Annotated in this window: 17 protein-coding genes; 8 read left to right on the forward strand and 9 right to left on the reverse strand. The window is 68.9% G+C overall.

What is annotated here, in order from left to right; translation table 11 throughout:
* Positions 1-76: 76 nt before the first annotated feature.
* Complete coding sequence (locus tag MXB53_RS12815) at positions 77-1147, forward strand: archaeosine biosynthesis radical SAM protein RaSEA (RefSeq protein ID WP_248897933.1); 1071 nt, start codon at positions 77-79, stop codon at positions 1145-1147.
* A 121-nt stretch (positions 1148-1268) separates the two neighbouring features.
* Positions 1269-3374, forward strand: a complete 2106-nt coding sequence (locus tag MXB53_RS12820; RefSeq protein ID WP_248897934.1) for a hypothetical protein — start codon at positions 1269-1271, stop codon at positions 3372-3374.
* Here MXB53_RS12820 and purQ read toward each other — a convergent pair.
* Positions 3371-4063 (reverse strand): phosphoribosylformylglycinamidine synthase I, encoded by a 693-nt coding sequence (purQ, locus tag MXB53_RS12825; protein WP_248897935.1) that lies wholly within the window; start codon positions 4061-4063, stop codon positions 3371-3373. The genes MXB53_RS12820 and purQ overlap by 4 nt on opposite strands.
* Positions 4060-4311 carry a phosphoribosylformylglycinamidine synthase subunit PurS gene (gene purS / locus MXB53_RS12830; RefSeq protein ID WP_248897936.1) on the reverse strand — a complete coding sequence of 84 codons (252 nt, stop codon included), beginning with the start codon at positions 4309-4311 and terminating at the stop codon, positions 4060-4062. Before purS ends, purQ begins: the two co-directional genes overlap by 4 nt.
* Positions 4312-4351: 40 nt before the next feature.
* On the opposite strand from purS, the gene MXB53_RS12835 reads away from it, so the two are divergent.
* A complete protein-coding gene (locus tag MXB53_RS12835; RefSeq protein ID WP_248897937.1) occupies positions 4352-4510 on the forward strand; it encodes a hypothetical protein in 159 nt (52 codons plus the stop codon).
* Between the two features lie 27 nt (positions 4511-4537).
* On the opposite strand, the gene MXB53_RS12840 is transcribed toward MXB53_RS12835, so the two are convergent.
* Positions 4538-5551 (reverse strand): phosphoribosylaminoimidazolesuccinocarboxamide synthase, encoded by a 1014-nt coding sequence (locus tag MXB53_RS12840; protein ID WP_248897938.1) that lies wholly within the window; start codon positions 5549-5551, stop codon positions 4538-4540.
* Between MXB53_RS12840 and MXB53_RS12845 the strand changes: the two genes are divergently transcribed.
* The 3 genes from MXB53_RS12845 (at position 5538) to msrA (ending at position 8146) form a co-directional block, all read left to right on the forward strand.
* Positions 5538-6149 carry a DUF4112 domain-containing protein gene (locus tag MXB53_RS12845; protein WP_248897939.1) on the forward strand — a complete coding sequence of 204 codons (612 nt, stop codon included), beginning with the start codon at positions 5538-5540 and terminating at the stop codon, positions 6147-6149. The genes MXB53_RS12840 and MXB53_RS12845 overlap by 14 nt on opposite strands.
* A 120-nt stretch (positions 6150-6269) precedes the next feature.
* Positions 6270-7550 carry a tRNA pseudouridine(54/55) synthase Pus10 gene (locus MXB53_RS12850; protein WP_248897940.1) on the forward strand — a complete coding sequence of 427 codons (1281 nt, stop codon included), beginning with the start codon at positions 6270-6272 and terminating at the stop codon, positions 7548-7550.
* A gap of 53 nt (positions 7551-7603) precedes the next feature.
* On the forward strand, positions 7604-8146 hold the full coding sequence (gene msrA, locus MXB53_RS12855) for a peptide-methionine (S)-S-oxide reductase MsrA (RefSeq protein ID WP_248897941.1): 543 nt from the start codon (positions 7604-7606) through the stop codon (positions 8144-8146).
* A gap of 4 nt (positions 8147-8150) precedes the next feature.
* Here msrA and MXB53_RS12860 read toward each other — a convergent pair whose 3' ends face one another.
* Positions 8151-8960: an alpha/beta fold hydrolase gene (locus MXB53_RS12860; protein WP_248897942.1), complete on the reverse strand. Its 810-nt coding sequence runs from the start codon at positions 8958-8960 to the stop codon at positions 8151-8153.
* 260 nt (positions 8961-9220) lie between these two features.
* Here MXB53_RS12860 and rnhB point away from each other — a divergent pair, with 260 nt between their 5' ends.
* On the forward strand, positions 9221-9859 hold the full coding sequence (gene rnhB / locus MXB53_RS12865; RefSeq protein ID WP_248897943.1) for a ribonuclease HII: 639 nt from the start codon (positions 9221-9223) through the stop codon (positions 9857-9859).
* A gap of 15 nt (positions 9860-9874) precedes the next feature.
* Here the strand turns inward: rnhB and MXB53_RS12870 are convergent, their stop codons facing one another.
* The 4 genes from MXB53_RS12870 to MXB53_RS12885 all read right to left on the reverse strand — a co-directional run bounded on the left by MXB53_RS12870 (position 9875) and on the right by MXB53_RS12885 (position 13525).
* Positions 9875-11431, reverse strand: coding sequence for a preprotein translocase subunit SecD (locus MXB53_RS12870; protein ID WP_248897944.1), 1557 nt, complete (start codon positions 11429-11431; stop codon positions 9875-9877).
* On the reverse strand, positions 11431-12306 hold the full coding sequence (gene secF / locus MXB53_RS12875; protein WP_248897945.1) for a protein translocase subunit SecF: 876 nt from the start codon (positions 12304-12306) through the stop codon (positions 11431-11433). Before secF ends, MXB53_RS12870 begins: the two co-directional genes overlap by 1 nt.
* A 93-nt stretch (positions 12307-12399) precedes the next feature.
* Complete coding sequence (locus MXB53_RS12880) at positions 12400-12879, reverse strand: DUF5812 family protein (RefSeq protein WP_248897946.1); 480 nt, start codon at positions 12877-12879, stop codon at positions 12400-12402.
* A gap of 46 nt (positions 12880-12925) precedes the next feature.
* Positions 12926-13525, reverse strand: coding sequence for a hypothetical protein (locus MXB53_RS12885; RefSeq protein WP_248897947.1), 600 nt, complete (start codon positions 13523-13525; stop codon positions 12926-12928).
* Between the two features lie 80 nt (positions 13526-13605).
* Between MXB53_RS12885 and MXB53_RS12890 the strand changes: the two genes are divergently transcribed.
* Complete coding sequence (locus MXB53_RS12890) at positions 13606-14103, forward strand: hypothetical protein (protein ID WP_248897948.1); 498 nt, start codon at positions 13606-13608, stop codon at positions 14101-14103.
* A 6-nt stretch (positions 14104-14109) separates the two neighbouring features.
* Here MXB53_RS12890 and MXB53_RS12895 read toward each other — a convergent pair whose 3' ends face one another.
* Positions 14110-14634 (reverse strand): DUF8056 family protein, encoded by a 525-nt coding sequence (locus MXB53_RS12895; protein ID WP_248897949.1) that lies wholly within the window; start codon positions 14632-14634, stop codon positions 14110-14112.
* Positions 14635-14677 lie beyond the last annotated feature (43 nt).

Raw genomic sequence — 14677 nt, forward strand, 5'->3', positions numbered from 1 at the left:
CGAACGCACGGCGCGGAGTCGCCACGTCCGACGCCACCCCGAAGCCGCTTTACGCGTCGGTCGGCTACCACCGGCAATGAGTCAGCCAAGCCCCGAAGTGTACGAACAGGGGAAGGGCATGGACGCCCACAACCAGGTGATGCGGGAGATTCGGTCCCGCAAGGACAAGACGTACGACCCCCACGAGCCGACGCGGGTGTGGATCGACGAGGACAACACGCCCGATGGCGTCTACCAGTCGCTGACCATCATCCTCAACACCGGCGGCTGTCGCTGGGCGCGCGCCGGCGGCTGTACCATGTGTGGCTACGTCGCCGAATCCGTCGAGGGCGGCTCGGTCCCCCACGATGCGCTCATGGATCAGATCGAGGCCTGCCTCGCGCACGAACGCGAGAACGCCGACGAGCAGAGCGGTCTGATCAAGATATACACCTCCGGCTCGTTCCTCGACGAGCGCGAGGTCGGCGCGGAGACCCGCGCCGCCATCGCGGAGACGTTCGCCGACCGCGACCGCATCGTCGTCGAATCCCTTCCCGATTTCGTCGACCGCGAGAAACTCGCCGACTTCACCGACCACGGGCTCACGACCGACGTGGCGGTGGGGCTGGAGACGGCCACCGACCGCGTGCGCCACGACAGCGTGAACAAGTACTTCGACTTCGAGGACTTCGTGGCAGCGACGGAGGAAGCCGAAGCCGCCGGCGCGGGCGTGAAGGCGTATCTCCTGATGAAACCGCCCTTCCTCTCGGAGTCCGAGGCCGTCGAGGACATGGTCGCCTCCGTCCGGAAGTGTGCCGAGTACTGCCACACCGTCTCGATGAACCCCTGTAACGTCCAGCGGTACACCATGGTCGACGACCTGTACTTCGAGGGCGGCTACCGCCCGCCGTGGCTCTGGTCGGTCGCCGACGTGCTCGAACGCACGGCCGACGCCGACGCCATCGTCGTCTCGGACCCCGTCGGTGGCGGGAGCGAGCGCGGCCCCCACAACTGCGGCGACTGCGACGAGCAGGTCGAGCGGGCGATCAAGGACTTCAGCCTCCGCCAGGACCCGTCGGTGTTCGAGCAGGTGACCTGTGACTGCGAGGCGACGTGGGAGACGGTCATCGACGAGGAGACGAGTTACGCGATGCCGCTCGCGCGCTAACCGCGCCACAAAGCCTTTCCGCTCACCAGCATAGACACGAGCATGTCGCTGTCGTTCACGCCACCAGTCACCGCTGTGGCGGTATGGATCGCCGCGCCATCCGCCCAGGGGGGTGAGTCGGATGCCGCCCGACGCTGATCCCGACGTTCGCCGCCGCGCCCTGCTCGCCGCGCTCGCCGGAACCGGGACGGCGTCGCTCGCCGGATGTTCGGCGTCCGAGGGACCGGGTGACGGTGGGACACCGGACGGTGAGACGACCCGGACGCAGACGCCGGACGCCGAGACGGCCCGCCGACTGGCCGAGCGGTTCGCGCCGACGCTCGTCTTCGACAGCGCCGAGCGCTGGTTTCCGACCGATCCGCGACCCTACGCCAGCGACCGCGACGGCGAGACGATCGTCGATGGCTTCGACGCCTTCGACGGCTACACCCGCCGGCACGCCGAAGCCGGGTCGCCGCCCGACCCCACGGTGTTCTACCACGTCGTGGAATACGTCGACTCGCCGCTCGCCGTCGCCCAGTTCTGGTACTACTCCGCGTTCGATCAGTTCACCACTAACTTCCACTGGCACGACTGGGAGGTGTTGCACGCCTTCGTCGACACCGAGTCGGGCGAGCCACAGCTGTACGTCGCGAGCTCGCATTCAGCGCGCGTGCCGAACAACGAGCATCTCGACCCGGACCCCTCGCGCGTGCCGCGAATCCTCTCCGAACTCGGCTCCCACTCCAGCGCACTCTCCCTGAACGACCGGCCGAACGACTTCCAGCGGTTGCCGCTGGGTACCCTGCCGGCCGACATCACGAACCGGGCGCTGGAGGGGATCGAGGCGCTGACCGACCTGCCGGCGGCGTACGGCCTCCCCCGCGACGAGGGACTCCGATTCCCCTATGTCGTCCCCGAACTCGACGGACAACCAATCTACGAACACGAGCGACTCCCCGCGGTCGACCGGGAGACGCTGGTGGCGGAGGCGCTCACGGTCCGGTCGTTCGAGGACCTTTCCTCGCCGCCGTCGGATCTCCCGACCCGCGAGACGGGGACCGTCTTCGATCACGCCAGTCGGTCGAACCCCGACGCCGATGTCGACTACGACCTCGTGCCGACGAGCGAACTCGAAGACATCGCGTCGTTCACCGGCCCGCAGTTGAGTTTCGAGTTCGCCGTCCCGCAGTTCGCCGAAGACGCCGTCGCCAGCCACATCACGACGGCGGGGACGCCGTGGCAACAGGATCGGTACGACGATCCGGCGGCCGACATCACCGAACCCGCCCACCGCGCGGCGCTCGCCGACCGCTACGACGCCATCGCGCCCCCGGGACCGCTCAACGACCTCGTCGCCACGGTGAGCGAGACGCTGGCGTCCGACGACGCTCCCGACGGCGGCGGCGTGGAGACAACCAGCCCCTCGGTCGAACTGTTCGCCCTCCTGCGGAGCGATCCGGTCGCCGCGCCGACGTTCCGCGGCGTGACGATGCTCCGGGGCGTCGAGGCGGGCGAGCACCGCCTGACCGTGAACGGCGCGGGAGTCGCGCCACACGAGGAACCAGTGACCGTCGAGGAGACGACCGATGGGGGCGGTAGCACGGCCACGCTCGCCGGCGTCGACGGGGAGATCGCGATGACGCCGGTAGCGGACGCGGTCAAACTCGAAGTCGACGCCGAGGGCACCGAGGCCGACCTGACGGCGCTGGCCGTCGACGACGACTTCGGCGGCCGGCTGTACGAGGCGCCGATGGACGGCCCGGACGCGGTTTACGTCCATCGCGAGGGCGCGTACACGACGGAGGTCCGCGACGTCGACGACGCCGTCGGCGCCTTCCGCGTCAACCCGTCCGACACCGCGCCCGTGCGCATCGACCGCCCGCGGACGGGGAAGGCGTCGCTCGCGTCGTTCGTGGCAACGCTGACGGGGGAGACGACCGACCGCCTCGGGACGGTCGGTGCGGAAGGGAACGGCGGCGGAACGACCCAGACGCTCGGCGGCCTGCTCCGCGCACTCGAAGCGGTCAGCGGCGCGGCGGGACGGGCGGCCGAACGGGCCGAGGTCGGTGATCGGGGCGGGGCAGACCAAGCATTGGAGGCGCTGTCAGCGAACCTCGACCGCGCGATCGAGCGCTTCGAGTCGCTGCGGGAGACGGTGCCCGATCCACACGCGGCGGCCACCGATCGGCAGTTTCGGGAGGCTCGACGCCGGACGAATCAGGCCATCGCGGCGGAAAAACTCTAAACCGTCGCTGGCGACGCCTCGAACCCGCGGAGCAGGCCCGCGCCGTCCGTGCCGTCGAGATCGGGCAGCGTCGCGCGTTCGGGGTGTGGCATCATCACCGCGACCGTCCGGCGCTCGCCGAGGATGCCCGCGACCGATCCCCGCGAGCCGTTGGGGTTAGCCACGTCCGTGACCGCACCGTCGGCGTCGCAGTAGCGAAGCAGGATCCGATCCTCGTCGACGAGGCGGTCGTAGGTGTCGTCGTCGGCTTCGAATCGTCCCTCGCCGTGGGCGATGGGGAGTTCGAGCACGTCGCCCTCTTCGAACCCGGCAGTCCAGGGCGAGTCAGTCGTCTCCACGCGGACGTGAACCCGCTCGCACTGGAAGCGGGCGCTCCGGTTGGTGGTGAAGGCGCCGGGGGTGAGCCCCGCCTCGCAGCCGATCTGGGCGCCGTTGCAGACGCCGAGGACGGGGACGCCGTCGGCCGCCGCCTCGCGGACCGATTCGAGGACGGGAGTTCGGGCGGCCATCGCGCCGGCGCGGAGATAGTCGCCGTAGGAGAACCCGCCGGGGAGCATGACGCCCGTCGTGCCGTCCGGCAGGCCGTCCTCGTACCAGACGCGTTCGGCGTCGATGCCGAGGTGCGAGAGCGCGCGCACGGAGTCGCGGTCGCAGTTACTCCCGCCGAACTGGAGCACCGCGACGGTCATCGCTCTTCGACCTCGACCTCGTAATCGTGGATGGTCGGGTTCGCGAGCAGTCGTTCGGCCATCTCCTCGGCGCGGTCGGCGGCCTCGTCCTCCGAGTCGGCGTCGAGGTCGATTTCGAAGCGGTCGGTCGAGCGGAGATCCTCGAGTTCGAACCCGAGTCGTTCGAGCGCGCGCTGGGTCGTCTCGGCCTCGGGGTCGAGGACGCCCCGCTTGAGTCGCACCGTGACCGTCGCGGTGTATGCCGTCATCGGTCGACCGTCCGTGGCCCCGGGGCAAAGCCGTTTTGGAGTGACTCCGCGCGATATATCGGCCCACACCGCCTGCCGACAGTACGTCGTCGGCACGTTGGACCGGGGCCATCATGCCTTCCTCGCGCTCCTGGCGTTTTTCGTCGCGATCGCGCTCTACCGGTTCACGACGCACCTGCTCGCGAACCTCCCCTGGTAGCTGCTCCTCCTGTCGCTGCTGCCGTACTCAGAGGTCGCGCACGGCGTCGACCGCCGCCTCGATCGACGGCGCGTCGAACCAGGGCTCCCCGGTGTAGGCGTTCGTCCCGGCGGTGTACATCTCCGAGACGGCCGTGACGACCGACGGCGGCAGGGGGGCGGGGTCGACATCACAGAGCGCGCGCCAGTCGGCCACGTCCCGTCGGTCGGCCTCGGCTTTCGCCTCGCTCACGGCCTCGACCCACTCGGGATGGGCGTGTTTGTAGTACTGGCGCACCACCTCCTTGGACACCTCCTGGCCGTCGTAGGCGAAGCGGTTCTCGTCGAAGGTTCCGACCACGTCGGCCACCTTCACCGTGCCGTCGTCGTAGAGGCATTCGATCTTGCCGTCCTCGTGGACGAACCCGGTCTCTTCGGCCCGGTCGGTGACGACGCGGTTCACCTCCCGCGCCAGCGACTCGAGGGCGTCGATGGACGCCGTGCCCGCGATGCGGTCGGCTTCGGTGCGGTCGAGATATCGGTCCTGCTCCTCGTATTTCGTCGAGAACTCCACGACCGGTTCGGGCAGGGCGACCGGTTCGTCGGGCCACTCGTCGCCGTCGAGGCCGTAGTCGCTCGGCTGGCCGCGCGTGCGGAGACTCGACCCGACGGGGACCGTGTTGCGGAAGACGATTTCCAGCGGCACCAGATAGTTGTCGCCCGCGGCGTCGTGGTAGGCGTCGTAGTCGTACGTGCCGTCCGCGAAGGGCAGGTCCGGCACCTGTACGAGGTCGATGGCGAGTTCACGGGGAGGGTCGTCGACTTCGCTCAGCGACACCGCGCCCGGACCCACGCCGCGGTAGTGGGTCGGCACGCCCTCGGCTTCGAGGCGTTCGAAGTTGAACGCCCCCATCGTGCAGAGGCTGCGCCCCTTCGCCGGGATCTGATCGGGCATCGCCCCCCAGTCGAAGACGGAGTAGTCGTCGGTGAAGGCAAAGCGTCCACGCCCCGTCGCCGTCGCCGTGGGTTCGCGCTCGACGCGAAACTCCTTGACGCTGGTCATAGTGGCGAACGCGCGCGCCGTCGGCAAGAACCTTTCAGTTCGCTCTCACCCCCGAGGCTTTCACGTCAGCGACCGTGGCCCGACCGTGACCCGCCCGCCGACCGCTCGTGCACCGGACGCCGATGGAGGGATCGCGCTCGACGCCACCACGGCGGCCGACCTCCAGCGACTCCGGGACGTGAGCCACCTGCTCGACGACTCGATTCGGGTCCCGGGGACCACGTACCGCATCGGCGTCGAACCGGTCGTCGGTCTCCTCCCCGTCGTCGGCGACGCGCTCGGTGCCGCCGTCGCGGTCTACGTCCTCGCCATCGCCGCCCGAACGGGCGTCCCGCGGGCGACGCTGGCGCGCATCGCGGTCGTCTTCTGGATCGACGCCGCCGTGGGTGCCGTCCCCGTCGCGGGCGACGTGTTCGACGCCTACTGGAAGGCGAACTTGCGGGCAGTGCGTCTTCTCGATACACGACTCGCGGATCCCGCGTCGGCGGCGGCCGACCGTCGATATCTGTGGCGGCTCGGGGTCGCCGCCGGCTTCCTCGGACTGATCGCCGCGGCCGCCGTCGGCAGCCTCGCGTGGTGGCTTCTGGGTCGGGTCTGAGACGGAGTATTGTAACCGTCTCCCGGTGGGTCGCCAAGACGGATCGGCGACCCACCGGTACTGACTTACAATAAACCGGATGATAGTAAGGCAGTTACGCGAGCGCCCCCGTCTGGCAGTATGAGCCTCCTCGATGACACGCGGCGCCTCGCCGCGACCGGGCCGGTGTGTGACGCGTGCCTCGGCCGTGTCTTCGCCGACCGGAGTTTCGGACTGACCAACGCCGAGCGCGGGCGGTCGCTCCGGGTCGCCGCCGCCCTCGACGATGACGACGACTTCGACCCCGTCGACGACGCGGACTGCTGGGTGTGTGAAGGTCGGTGTGCCGAGTTCGACGACTGGGCCACGCGCGCCGCCGCGGCCGTCGAGGACGTGGAGTTCGAAACGTACCAGGTCGGCACCCGGACGCCGCCCCTGATCGAGGAGAACGAGCGTCTGCTTCGCGAGGAGACCGATCGTGACGCCGACACCGGCGAACCGTTCAAGGCGGAGTTCAACCGCGAGGTCGGCAAGCGCATCGGCGACCTGACCGGCGCCGCAGTGGACTTCGAGCGGCCCGACATCCAGTTCGTCCTCGATCTGGCCGACGACCGCGTCGAGACGACGGTCAACTCCGCGTTCGTCTACGGCCGCTACAGGAAACTCGAACGCGACATCCCGCAGACGGAGTGGCCCTGTCGCGAATGCGACGGGAGCGGACGCCAGGGCGGCGTCCCCTGCGATCACTGCGGCGGCACGGGCTATCTCTACGACCGGAGCGTCGAGGGCCTGATCGCCCCGGTCGTCGAGGACGTGATGGACGGCGTCGACGCGGTCTTCCACGGCGCGGGCCGCGAGGACGTCGACGCGCGGATGCTCGGCACCGGCCGGCCGTTCGTCGTCGAGGTGAAAGAGCCGCGTCGCCGCGACGTCGACATCGAGCGTCTGGAGTCGGACGTGAACGCCTTCGCCGACGGCGCCGTCGAAGTGGAGGGCCTGCGACTCGCCACCTACGACATGGTGGAGCGCGTGAAACGCCTGGACGCGAGCAAGGTGTACCGCGCCGCCGTCGAGTTCGGCGCGGCAGTCGAGGCCGACGAGTTGGACGCCGCCCTCGACGAACTCGACGGCGCAACGGTCGAGCAGTACACGCCACAGCGCGTCGACCACCGGCGGGCGAACCTGACGCGGACCCGCGAGGTGTACGCCGCGTCGGGCGTCCTCGAGGACCCGCAGCACGCGACTGTCGAGATCCATGGCGCTGGCGGCCTCTACATCAAGGAACTTGTCTCCGGTGACGACGACCGGACCGAGCCGAGTCTGGCCGGCCTGCTCGGTGTCGACGCCCGCGTCACCGCGCTCGACGTGCTGGCGGTGGAGGGCGAAGACGAGGCGTTCGAGGACGAGGCGTACTTCCGGTAGCGTAGTTGCGAGCGGTCACGGAGTACATACGCCTCCGACCCCTACGTCGCCCCATGTCCGACGACGACCACGCCACCGCGACGCTCGCCGGTGGCTGTTTCTGGTGTCTCGAAGCGCCGTTCGAGGAACTCGCCGGCGTCCACGCCGTCACCTCCGGCTACTGCGGCGGCGACGTGGCCGACCCGAGTTACGAGGCGGTCTGTTCCGGCGAAACGGGCCACGCCGAGGCAGTACAGATCGAGTACGCCCCCAGCATCATCGGCTACGACGACCTGCTCGAGGTGTTCTTCGCGCTCCACGACCCGACGACGAAAGACCGGCAAGGGCCGGACGTGGGGTCGCAGTACCGCTCGGCCATCTTCTACCACGACGCGGAGCAACGGGCGACGGCCGAGGCGGTCATGGAGCGCCTGAGCGACGCGTACGACGACCCCATCGTCACCGAACTCGAACCGCTGGAGACGTTCTATTCCGCCGAGGCTCACCACCAGAACTACTACGAGAACAACCCGGAACGGGCGTACTGCCAGGTGCAGATCCGACCGAAGCTGCAGAAGGTTCGCGAGCAGTTCGCCGACCGCGTGGCGGGGGAGTGAGGCGCTACGCGCCGCCGGCGAACGCCGTCAGTTCCCGGTTGAGTTTCGCCGTCTCGTCCTCGGTGAGTCCGTGCCCGCTCTCCTCGAACCGGACGAGGTCGGCGTCCTCGATCCCGTCGCGGAGCACCGGCGCCGCCACGTCGAACGGAACGATTTCGTCGTGGGTCCCGTGACAGACGAGCGTCGGGACGGTGATCGACGCCATGTCGTCCCGAAGATCGGCGTCGCGGAAGGTTTCGGCCGCGGCGACGGTGGCGTGGTGGGCCGCGTTCATGCCGATGGTCCAGAGGTACCGTTTCAGTTCCTCGCTCTGCTCTTGGTGGAAGAGCATCTCACCGATCTGGGCGTTCAGGCCCGGGCGGTCGAGACGGGCGCCCTGAATGAGTTCGTCCAGCGACCCCTCGGGAAGTCCCTGCGGGAAGTCGGGCCGTTCGATCAGACAGGGACTGGCGGCGCCGAGGAGGGCGAGGCGGTCGACGTGGGCCTCGTCGTGGCGACCCATATATCGGGTGACGACACCGCCGCCCATCGAGAAGCCGACGAGCGTCGCGCCGTCGATATCGAGCGCCTCGAAGACAGCGTTCAGGTCGTCGGCAAACGTGTCGTAGCCGTAGTCGCCGTCGGGCTTGTCCGACTCGCCGAAGCCTCGCAGGTCGACGCCGATGCAGCGAAAGCCCGCGTCGACGAGGTGGTGATACTGGGACTCGAACATCCGGTGGCTCAGGGGCCACCCGTGAACGAAGACGATCGGCTCGCCATCGCCGATGTCCTGGACGTACAACTCGACAGCCTCGTCGACTTCGATTCGGGCCATTCGGTCACCGTTGGGTCGCGGCCCACTTGAGGGACAGGGGCGTCACTCACCCAACACTTATTCCGGTTCGGGAACAACTTTCGTGGGGTGAACGCCAGTGTGTCACCAACACAAGCCGATCGAACTGATCGCTCGCCGGGAGCGTGAGGCGGAGTCGGACGACGAGGCGAACGGGGCCGAGACGCCGACGTTCGTCGCTCCCGCGGACTGACTGATTTTTCGACCCGAACGGCTTTGACGCCCCCTCGCCACCTGCGGGTATGGACATCGGTGCCGACGAGGCGGGCAAGGGACCGGTGCTCGGGCCGATGGTCGCGGCCGCGGTCCGAGCGCCGGAGGAAGCGATTCCCGACGGCGTCGACGACTCGAAGCGTCTCAGCGCCAAGCGGCGTGAGACGCTGGCCGACCGCCTCCGCGACAGCGACGCCGTCGATGTCGGCGTCGCGGTGGTAACACCGGCACGCATCGACGATCCCGAGACGGACATGAACGGCCTGACCGTCGCCGGCCAGGCCGAGGCGGTCACCACCGTCGCGGCGGCTAGCGACACGGTGCTCGTCGACGCGGGCGACGTGGACGCCGCTCGGTTCGGCCGGCGCGTCAGCGAGGCCGTGGAGGCGGCCGTCGACGTGCGGGCCGAACACCGCGCGGACGAGCAGTACGCTCACGTCGCGGCGGCGAGCGTCATCGCCAAAGTGGAACGCGACGCGCGCATCGACGCACTGAGCGAGCGATACGGCGACGTCGGGAGCGGCTATCCGAGCGACGAGCGGACCCGCGAATTTCTGGCCGACTACGTCCGCGACCACGGCGACTTGCCGGCGTGTGCGCGGGCGTCGTGGGCGACGTGTGACGATGTGCTGGCAGCGGCAGAACAGTCGTCGCTCAGCGAATTTTAAGAAAAGCGCGCAGGGTTACCGCGTCAGCAGCGCGCGGAGGATGTCCCCGTACGCCGGCCGCGTGAGGAGAACCCCCACGATCACGCCGAGGATGGTGAAGATGGCGAAGCCCTGCAGGTCCCCGAGTGAGAGGACGGCGAGCGGGCTCATCGCGATGATGGTCGTGGCGGCGGCGGCGCCGATGACCCAGAACGCTTTCCTGAACCGGGACTGGAACACGCGGCGACTGTTCACGTCGCCTTGGGCCATCACCTCGTCGGCGATGATGATGAGGTCGTCCACCCCCGTCCCGATGACGGCGATGAAGCCGGCGATGACCGAGAGGTCGAGCGGGTAGCCGATGCCCGCCGCGAAGCCGAGCAGGATGATGACCTCCGAGAGCGCGGTGACGATCATCGGTACGGCGACTTCCATCTCACCGTAGCGGAGGAAGACGACGCCGGCGACGGCGAGGACGGCGATGATCCCCGTGATCAGCGAGTTCGTGCGGAACTGCTGGCCCTGACTGGGGGCGATGTACGAGGAAGTCCCCTCACCGTCCGGGCCGAGGTCGAGGGCGGCGGGCAGCGCACCGGCACGCAGGTTGACCGCCACGTCACGGGCGCCGCTGAAGTTCTGCGTCTGGAGGACGAACCGCGGGTCCTGCGCCCACGACTCGCCTTGCATGCTGGCGGCCAGGTCCGGACTCATGCCGAACGAGTTGACCACCTGGCCGTCGACGATCAGGAGTAGACACGGATCGGTCTGGTTGGGGGCCGCCTCGTAGCGACACCGGGAGCCGCCCTGTGACGCCAGGCCGGTTTCGACCATGCGCTGCTGGAACTGCGGGGCGACATCCTCGCGGACCACGACCGGGACGTGCGGCAGTTGTCCCTCACCGCCCTGTTGGGCGGTCCCGATGCTCTGGAAGTCGTCACGCTCCAGCACCGTCGTCTGGCTGTAGTCGCCGTTCGTCGGGTAGTAGGCGTCGACGCGGACGGTCCCGCGCTGGTTCACCAGGTCGACGACCTCCTGGCGGTTCTCGTCGGGCACCTCGACGAGGATGTAGTTCTCACCCGTCGGGGTCTGGATCTGCTGTACCGTCCCGCCCGAGAGGCCCGCTTCGTTGATCTTGTTCGAGAGGATTTCGACGGTCTGGGTGCGCGTCTCCTCGGTGACGCCGTCCCGCGTCTCGCCGTAGGTGTAGCCGGCGCCGTCGAGCGCGGTCCCGAGCTGTTCGGGCGAGACACCGTCGGTGGTCACTTCGACCGTGCCGGACCCCTCTTCCGAGGGCCGGACGATGACATCGGCGACGGACACGTTGTCCAGTTCCGAAGCGACATCGCGCTCGATCTGTGGCGGCTCCGTCCCCGCGAACTCGACGCCTTCGGCGGTGACGCCGACGAGCGGCGCCCGGATCCGGGTTCCGCCCGAAAGCTGGAGTCCGTACTGGAGGTTCGTCACGCCGCTACTGTCGAGCCCTGGAGTCGACGCCCCGCTGTCGCCCATCGTGGGCGAGAACAGCGCGAAGAGGCTAGCACAGAGGACGACGACCAGCAGGATGACTCGCCAGTTGTCACGGAAGGCGCCCATCAGTTCGCCACCCCCTCGTACTTGTACCAGCGGAGGAGACTGAGATTGAGCATGTAGGTGTTCATGAGGTCAGTCGCGAGTCCGAACGTCAGGACCGTCCCGATGGCGGCGAGCAGTTGGATGCCGAACAGCGTCGCCACGATGGTCATGACGATCATCGCCGAGAGTGAGGTGAGCGTCATCGTCACGCCGGTCCGCATCGCGCGGTGGGTCGACTCGTAGAACCCGCCCGACCGCCTGAGGATATGGTTGTTGAGCAGGATGTCGGAGTCGACGCTGTACCCGATGATCATCAGGAGCGCGGCGACGGTGCCGAGCGTGAGTTCGATGCCGAGCAGGTTCATCAGCGCCACGGGTACCACGATGTCCGAGAACGCGGAGATGACGACGGCGATGGAGGGGACGAACGTGCGGAACATGAGGAAGACGAGCGCGCTCATCCCGAAGAAGGCGAAGGCGACGCCGTAGAGCGCGAGCGTCTGGGTCCGCGACCCGAAGTTCGCGGAGACGGTGTAGCTCGACTGGACCTCGAAGCCCGCGGAGCGGGCCTGCTCTTCGAGCGCTGACACCCCCGCCTCGTCGGTCTGGAACGTCAGGATGTACGTATCGTCCGAGGGGACGTTCCGAATGGATTCGGGCGCCGGATCGAACGTCTGCTGGATTCGGTCGCGCGCTTCACCATCCGGTGCGTCGATGGCGACCCGTATCTCCGCGCCGCCGGTGAAATCGACGCCGGGATCGACCGGTGCGCCGGTCGCGACGTACCACCCGCCGATGATCAGGAGGGCAACGGCGAGCACCGCGAGCGGGACGGCCGCAAGCTGGCGATTCGTGTACCGGGTGTAGTCAATCTCCGGCACTTCGAACGCTACCATGCCCGCCGGTCCACCCCGATGCCTACTAAGCCTTTGTATGTCCGCCGAGCGGCCGGTCAGGGCGGCCGCGCCGACACACGCCCGAGACAGCGGCTACGATGGCAGATACCGGACACTCACGACGCCTGGCGCGGAGCGGACGACCACCCGGTCGACGCCGAGGCGGGCCGCACGCGAACGGACGCTCTCCGTGTCGTCGAGGACATCCGCGACGGCGGCGTCCGTCTCCCCTTCGGGTACCGTCAGCACGTGCACCTCGCCGGTGCCCGCCCGTTCGCGACGGGTGAGTTCGCCGACGCTCTGGTCGGCCGCCAACTCCCTGGCGAGCGTCGTCGGCGACTCGTCGCTCTCCTCGACGCTGATGGCCCAGCGCTCGGTCACGTCGCTCAGCCGCCACGCGACCTCGAGCGGGGGCTCCGGTTCCAGCGTCCCCTCGATGGCCTCGCCGACCGTCACCGCCGCCGCGTTGTCGGCGAGCGTGTGTACCTGCCCGCTGTCGATGTCGGTGAGGACGGCCGAGTCGTCGTCGTCGGCCGCCGTCACCAGAAACGTGCCCGTCTTCTCGTCGGTCATACGAGGGGGTAGGCGATCGAGGGATTTCCGGGTTTCGTCGTCAGGATCACCGGCGGGGCACGCCGTCGACATCCGGTTGGGCGTCCCAGGGACCATCGACGGGATCGACGGCTGCGTCGCCCGCATCCAGCGAAAAGCGGGCGCGAGCCCGTTCGACGCCCGCCGCCACCGACTGTCCGCGTCCCGCGAAATGCGTCGCGGCGAGGGCGGGGTTGACGCTCGACGGCTCCTCGTGGGCGTAGACATCCACGCCGCCGTCGTCGCGGGCGAACAGCATGAGGTGCAGCTGTCGGCGCGCGAGCGGCGAGTCGCGGTAGGCCCACGACCCCGCTTCCGGACGGCCGCCGCGGGTCTTCAGCCGCGAGAGCGGGTTGCGAACGAACCCCGTACGCCAGAGGCGTCGCTCGAACGCGGCGAGAGAGCGGTCGGTCGATCCCGCGAACTCCGCGTCGGTGACGGGACGGGGACCGGCCCGGTCGTCAAACCTCCCGGCGATCCGGGAAAGGCGACGCCGAACCGACTCCCACCACCGGGCCGAGGGGCCGCAGTTCCAGTCGAACGGCAGGCCGTACGCATGGAGCAAACCGAACGACGCGGCGACGCCCGAAAGCACCGCGGCGAGCGCGCGACGGATGACGGCTATCACGCCTCGAACGTCGCCGCGCCAGGCGTATAGCGGTTCGGTGCCGGGCGTGGTTTTAAGCGGACAGTTGACAACCCATCAATATGATTCCGGGGCTCGACTCGGCGACGATCAACGTGCTCATCGGGGCCGGAATCGCCATGTTCAGCTCCGCCTTTCTCAACTGGAACCAGCGGCGGGTCGAGCGCGACCGATTCCGGCGATCGCTGATCCACGAAGTCGACCACGTGGCCGAGACGCTGGATGATCTCCTCGACGAGGGCAGCGGGGAGTGTACGGTCACCGACGTCGAGGAGGCCCTGGTGAGCCTGTCACCGGACGTTCTCGACGCGGACCCCGCGCGGATGAGCAAACTCACGTCGAAGGAAATCGAGTCGGTGTACGAGTTCTACGAGGCCACACGGCTGGTGACGGCGGAACTGGAGCGGCGACGCGAGGGGCGGGATCACGACCCGGAGCGGCTGTACCGCCACGCCCGTCGCGCGGTCGAGTTGCGCGACGAGGTGACCGCCGACATCACGCGGAGCCGACTCTCCCGGCTCACCGAGTGGTACAAGGACATCGACAGCGGGCGGCGGTGACGCGGGTTATCCGTCGCCCCGTTCCAGCCAGCGGTGGACCGCGTAGACGACGACGGCGGCGAGCAGCGGCGGCCCGACGCCGGCGACCTGCGGCAGGGCGTAGAGCGTGGCGACGACGGGCGCGAGCACGCCGACGGGCGTCGTCTGCTGGGCGGGCGGCACGGAGACGACGAGGCCGACGTAGAGGGACGCGACGAACAGGTAGCCCGCGGCCGCAAGCGCGGCGTCGTACTGGCCGTCGGTCCGCGACTCCCGGCGCCGGTGACGGCGCGCGACGAACAGGACGGGCGCGACCAGCGGCGCGACGACGAGGAGGCCGACCACGGCGAAAAACGACCGCGAGAGGGTGAGGCTGCCGCCTCGACCGCCCGTCGTCGCCGCGATGACGCTCACGACGGCGGCGAGAAAGAGAAACCCGACCGCCACCGCGAGCAGCCCGCCACAGAGGACGTACGACCGGAACAGCCAGGAGTCGCTCGCGCGGAAGGCGTACGGAAACGCGCCGAGCAGCCCGCCGTAGTCGTCTGCCATCGGAGGGGATAGTCGTCGCGGCGTGTTAACGGGCGCGGGTTCG

Source organism: Haloplanus sp. XH21, from assembly GCF_023276355.1.
Taxonomy (GTDB): Archaea; Halobacteriota; Halobacteria; order Halobacteriales; family Haloferacaceae; genus Haloplanus; species Haloplanus halobius.

Excerpts from the sequence above, each read along its gene's own strand:
- MXB53_RS12815 (WP_248897933.1), top strand. The coding sequence starts at position 77 with ATGAGTCAGCCAAGCCCCGAAGTGTACGAACAGGGGAAGGGCATGGAC.
- MXB53_RS12820 (WP_248897934.1), top strand. The coding sequence starts at position 1,269 with ATGCCGCCCGACGCTGATCCCGACGTTCGCCGCCGCGCCCTGCTCGCC.
- purQ (WP_248897935.1), bottom strand. The coding sequence starts at position 4,063 with ATGACCGTCGCGGTGCTCCAGTTCGGCGGGAGTAACTGCGACCGCGAC.
- purS (WP_248897936.1), bottom strand. The coding sequence starts at position 4,311 with ATGACGGCATACACCGCGACGGTCACGGTGCGACTCAAGCGGGGCGTC.
- MXB53_RS12840 (WP_248897938.1), bottom strand. The coding sequence starts at position 5,551 with ATGACCAGCGTCAAGGAGTTTCGCGTCGAGCGCGAACCCACGGCGACG.
- MXB53_RS12850 (WP_248897940.1), top strand. The coding sequence starts at position 6,270 with ATGAGCCTCCTCGATGACACGCGGCGCCTCGCCGCGACCGGGCCGGTG.
- msrA (WP_248897941.1), top strand. The coding sequence starts at position 7,604 with ATGTCCGACGACGACCACGCCACCGCGACGCTCGCCGGTGGCTGTTTC.
- MXB53_RS12860 (WP_248897942.1), bottom strand. The coding sequence starts at position 8,960 with ATGGCCCGAATCGAAGTCGACGAGGCTGTCGAGTTGTACGTCCAGGAC.
- rnhB (WP_248897943.1), top strand. The coding sequence starts at position 9,221 with ATGGACATCGGTGCCGACGAGGCGGGCAAGGGACCGGTGCTCGGGCCG.
- MXB53_RS12870 (WP_248897944.1), bottom strand. The coding sequence starts at position 11,431 with ATGGGCGCCTTCCGTGACAACTGGCGAGTCATCCTGCTGGTCGTCGTC.
- secF (WP_248897945.1), bottom strand. The coding sequence starts at position 12,306 with ATGGTAGCGTTCGAAGTGCCGGAGATTGACTACACCCGGTACACGAAT.
- MXB53_RS12880 (WP_248897946.1), bottom strand. The coding sequence starts at position 12,879 with ATGACCGACGAGAAGACGGGCACGTTTCTGGTGACGGCGGCCGACGAC.
- MXB53_RS12890 (WP_248897948.1), top strand. The coding sequence starts at position 13,606 with ATGATTCCGGGGCTCGACTCGGCGACGATCAACGTGCTCATCGGGGCC.
- MXB53_RS12895 (WP_248897949.1), bottom strand. The coding sequence starts at position 14,634 with ATGGCAGACGACTACGGCGGGCTGCTCGGCGCGTTTCCGTACGCCTTC.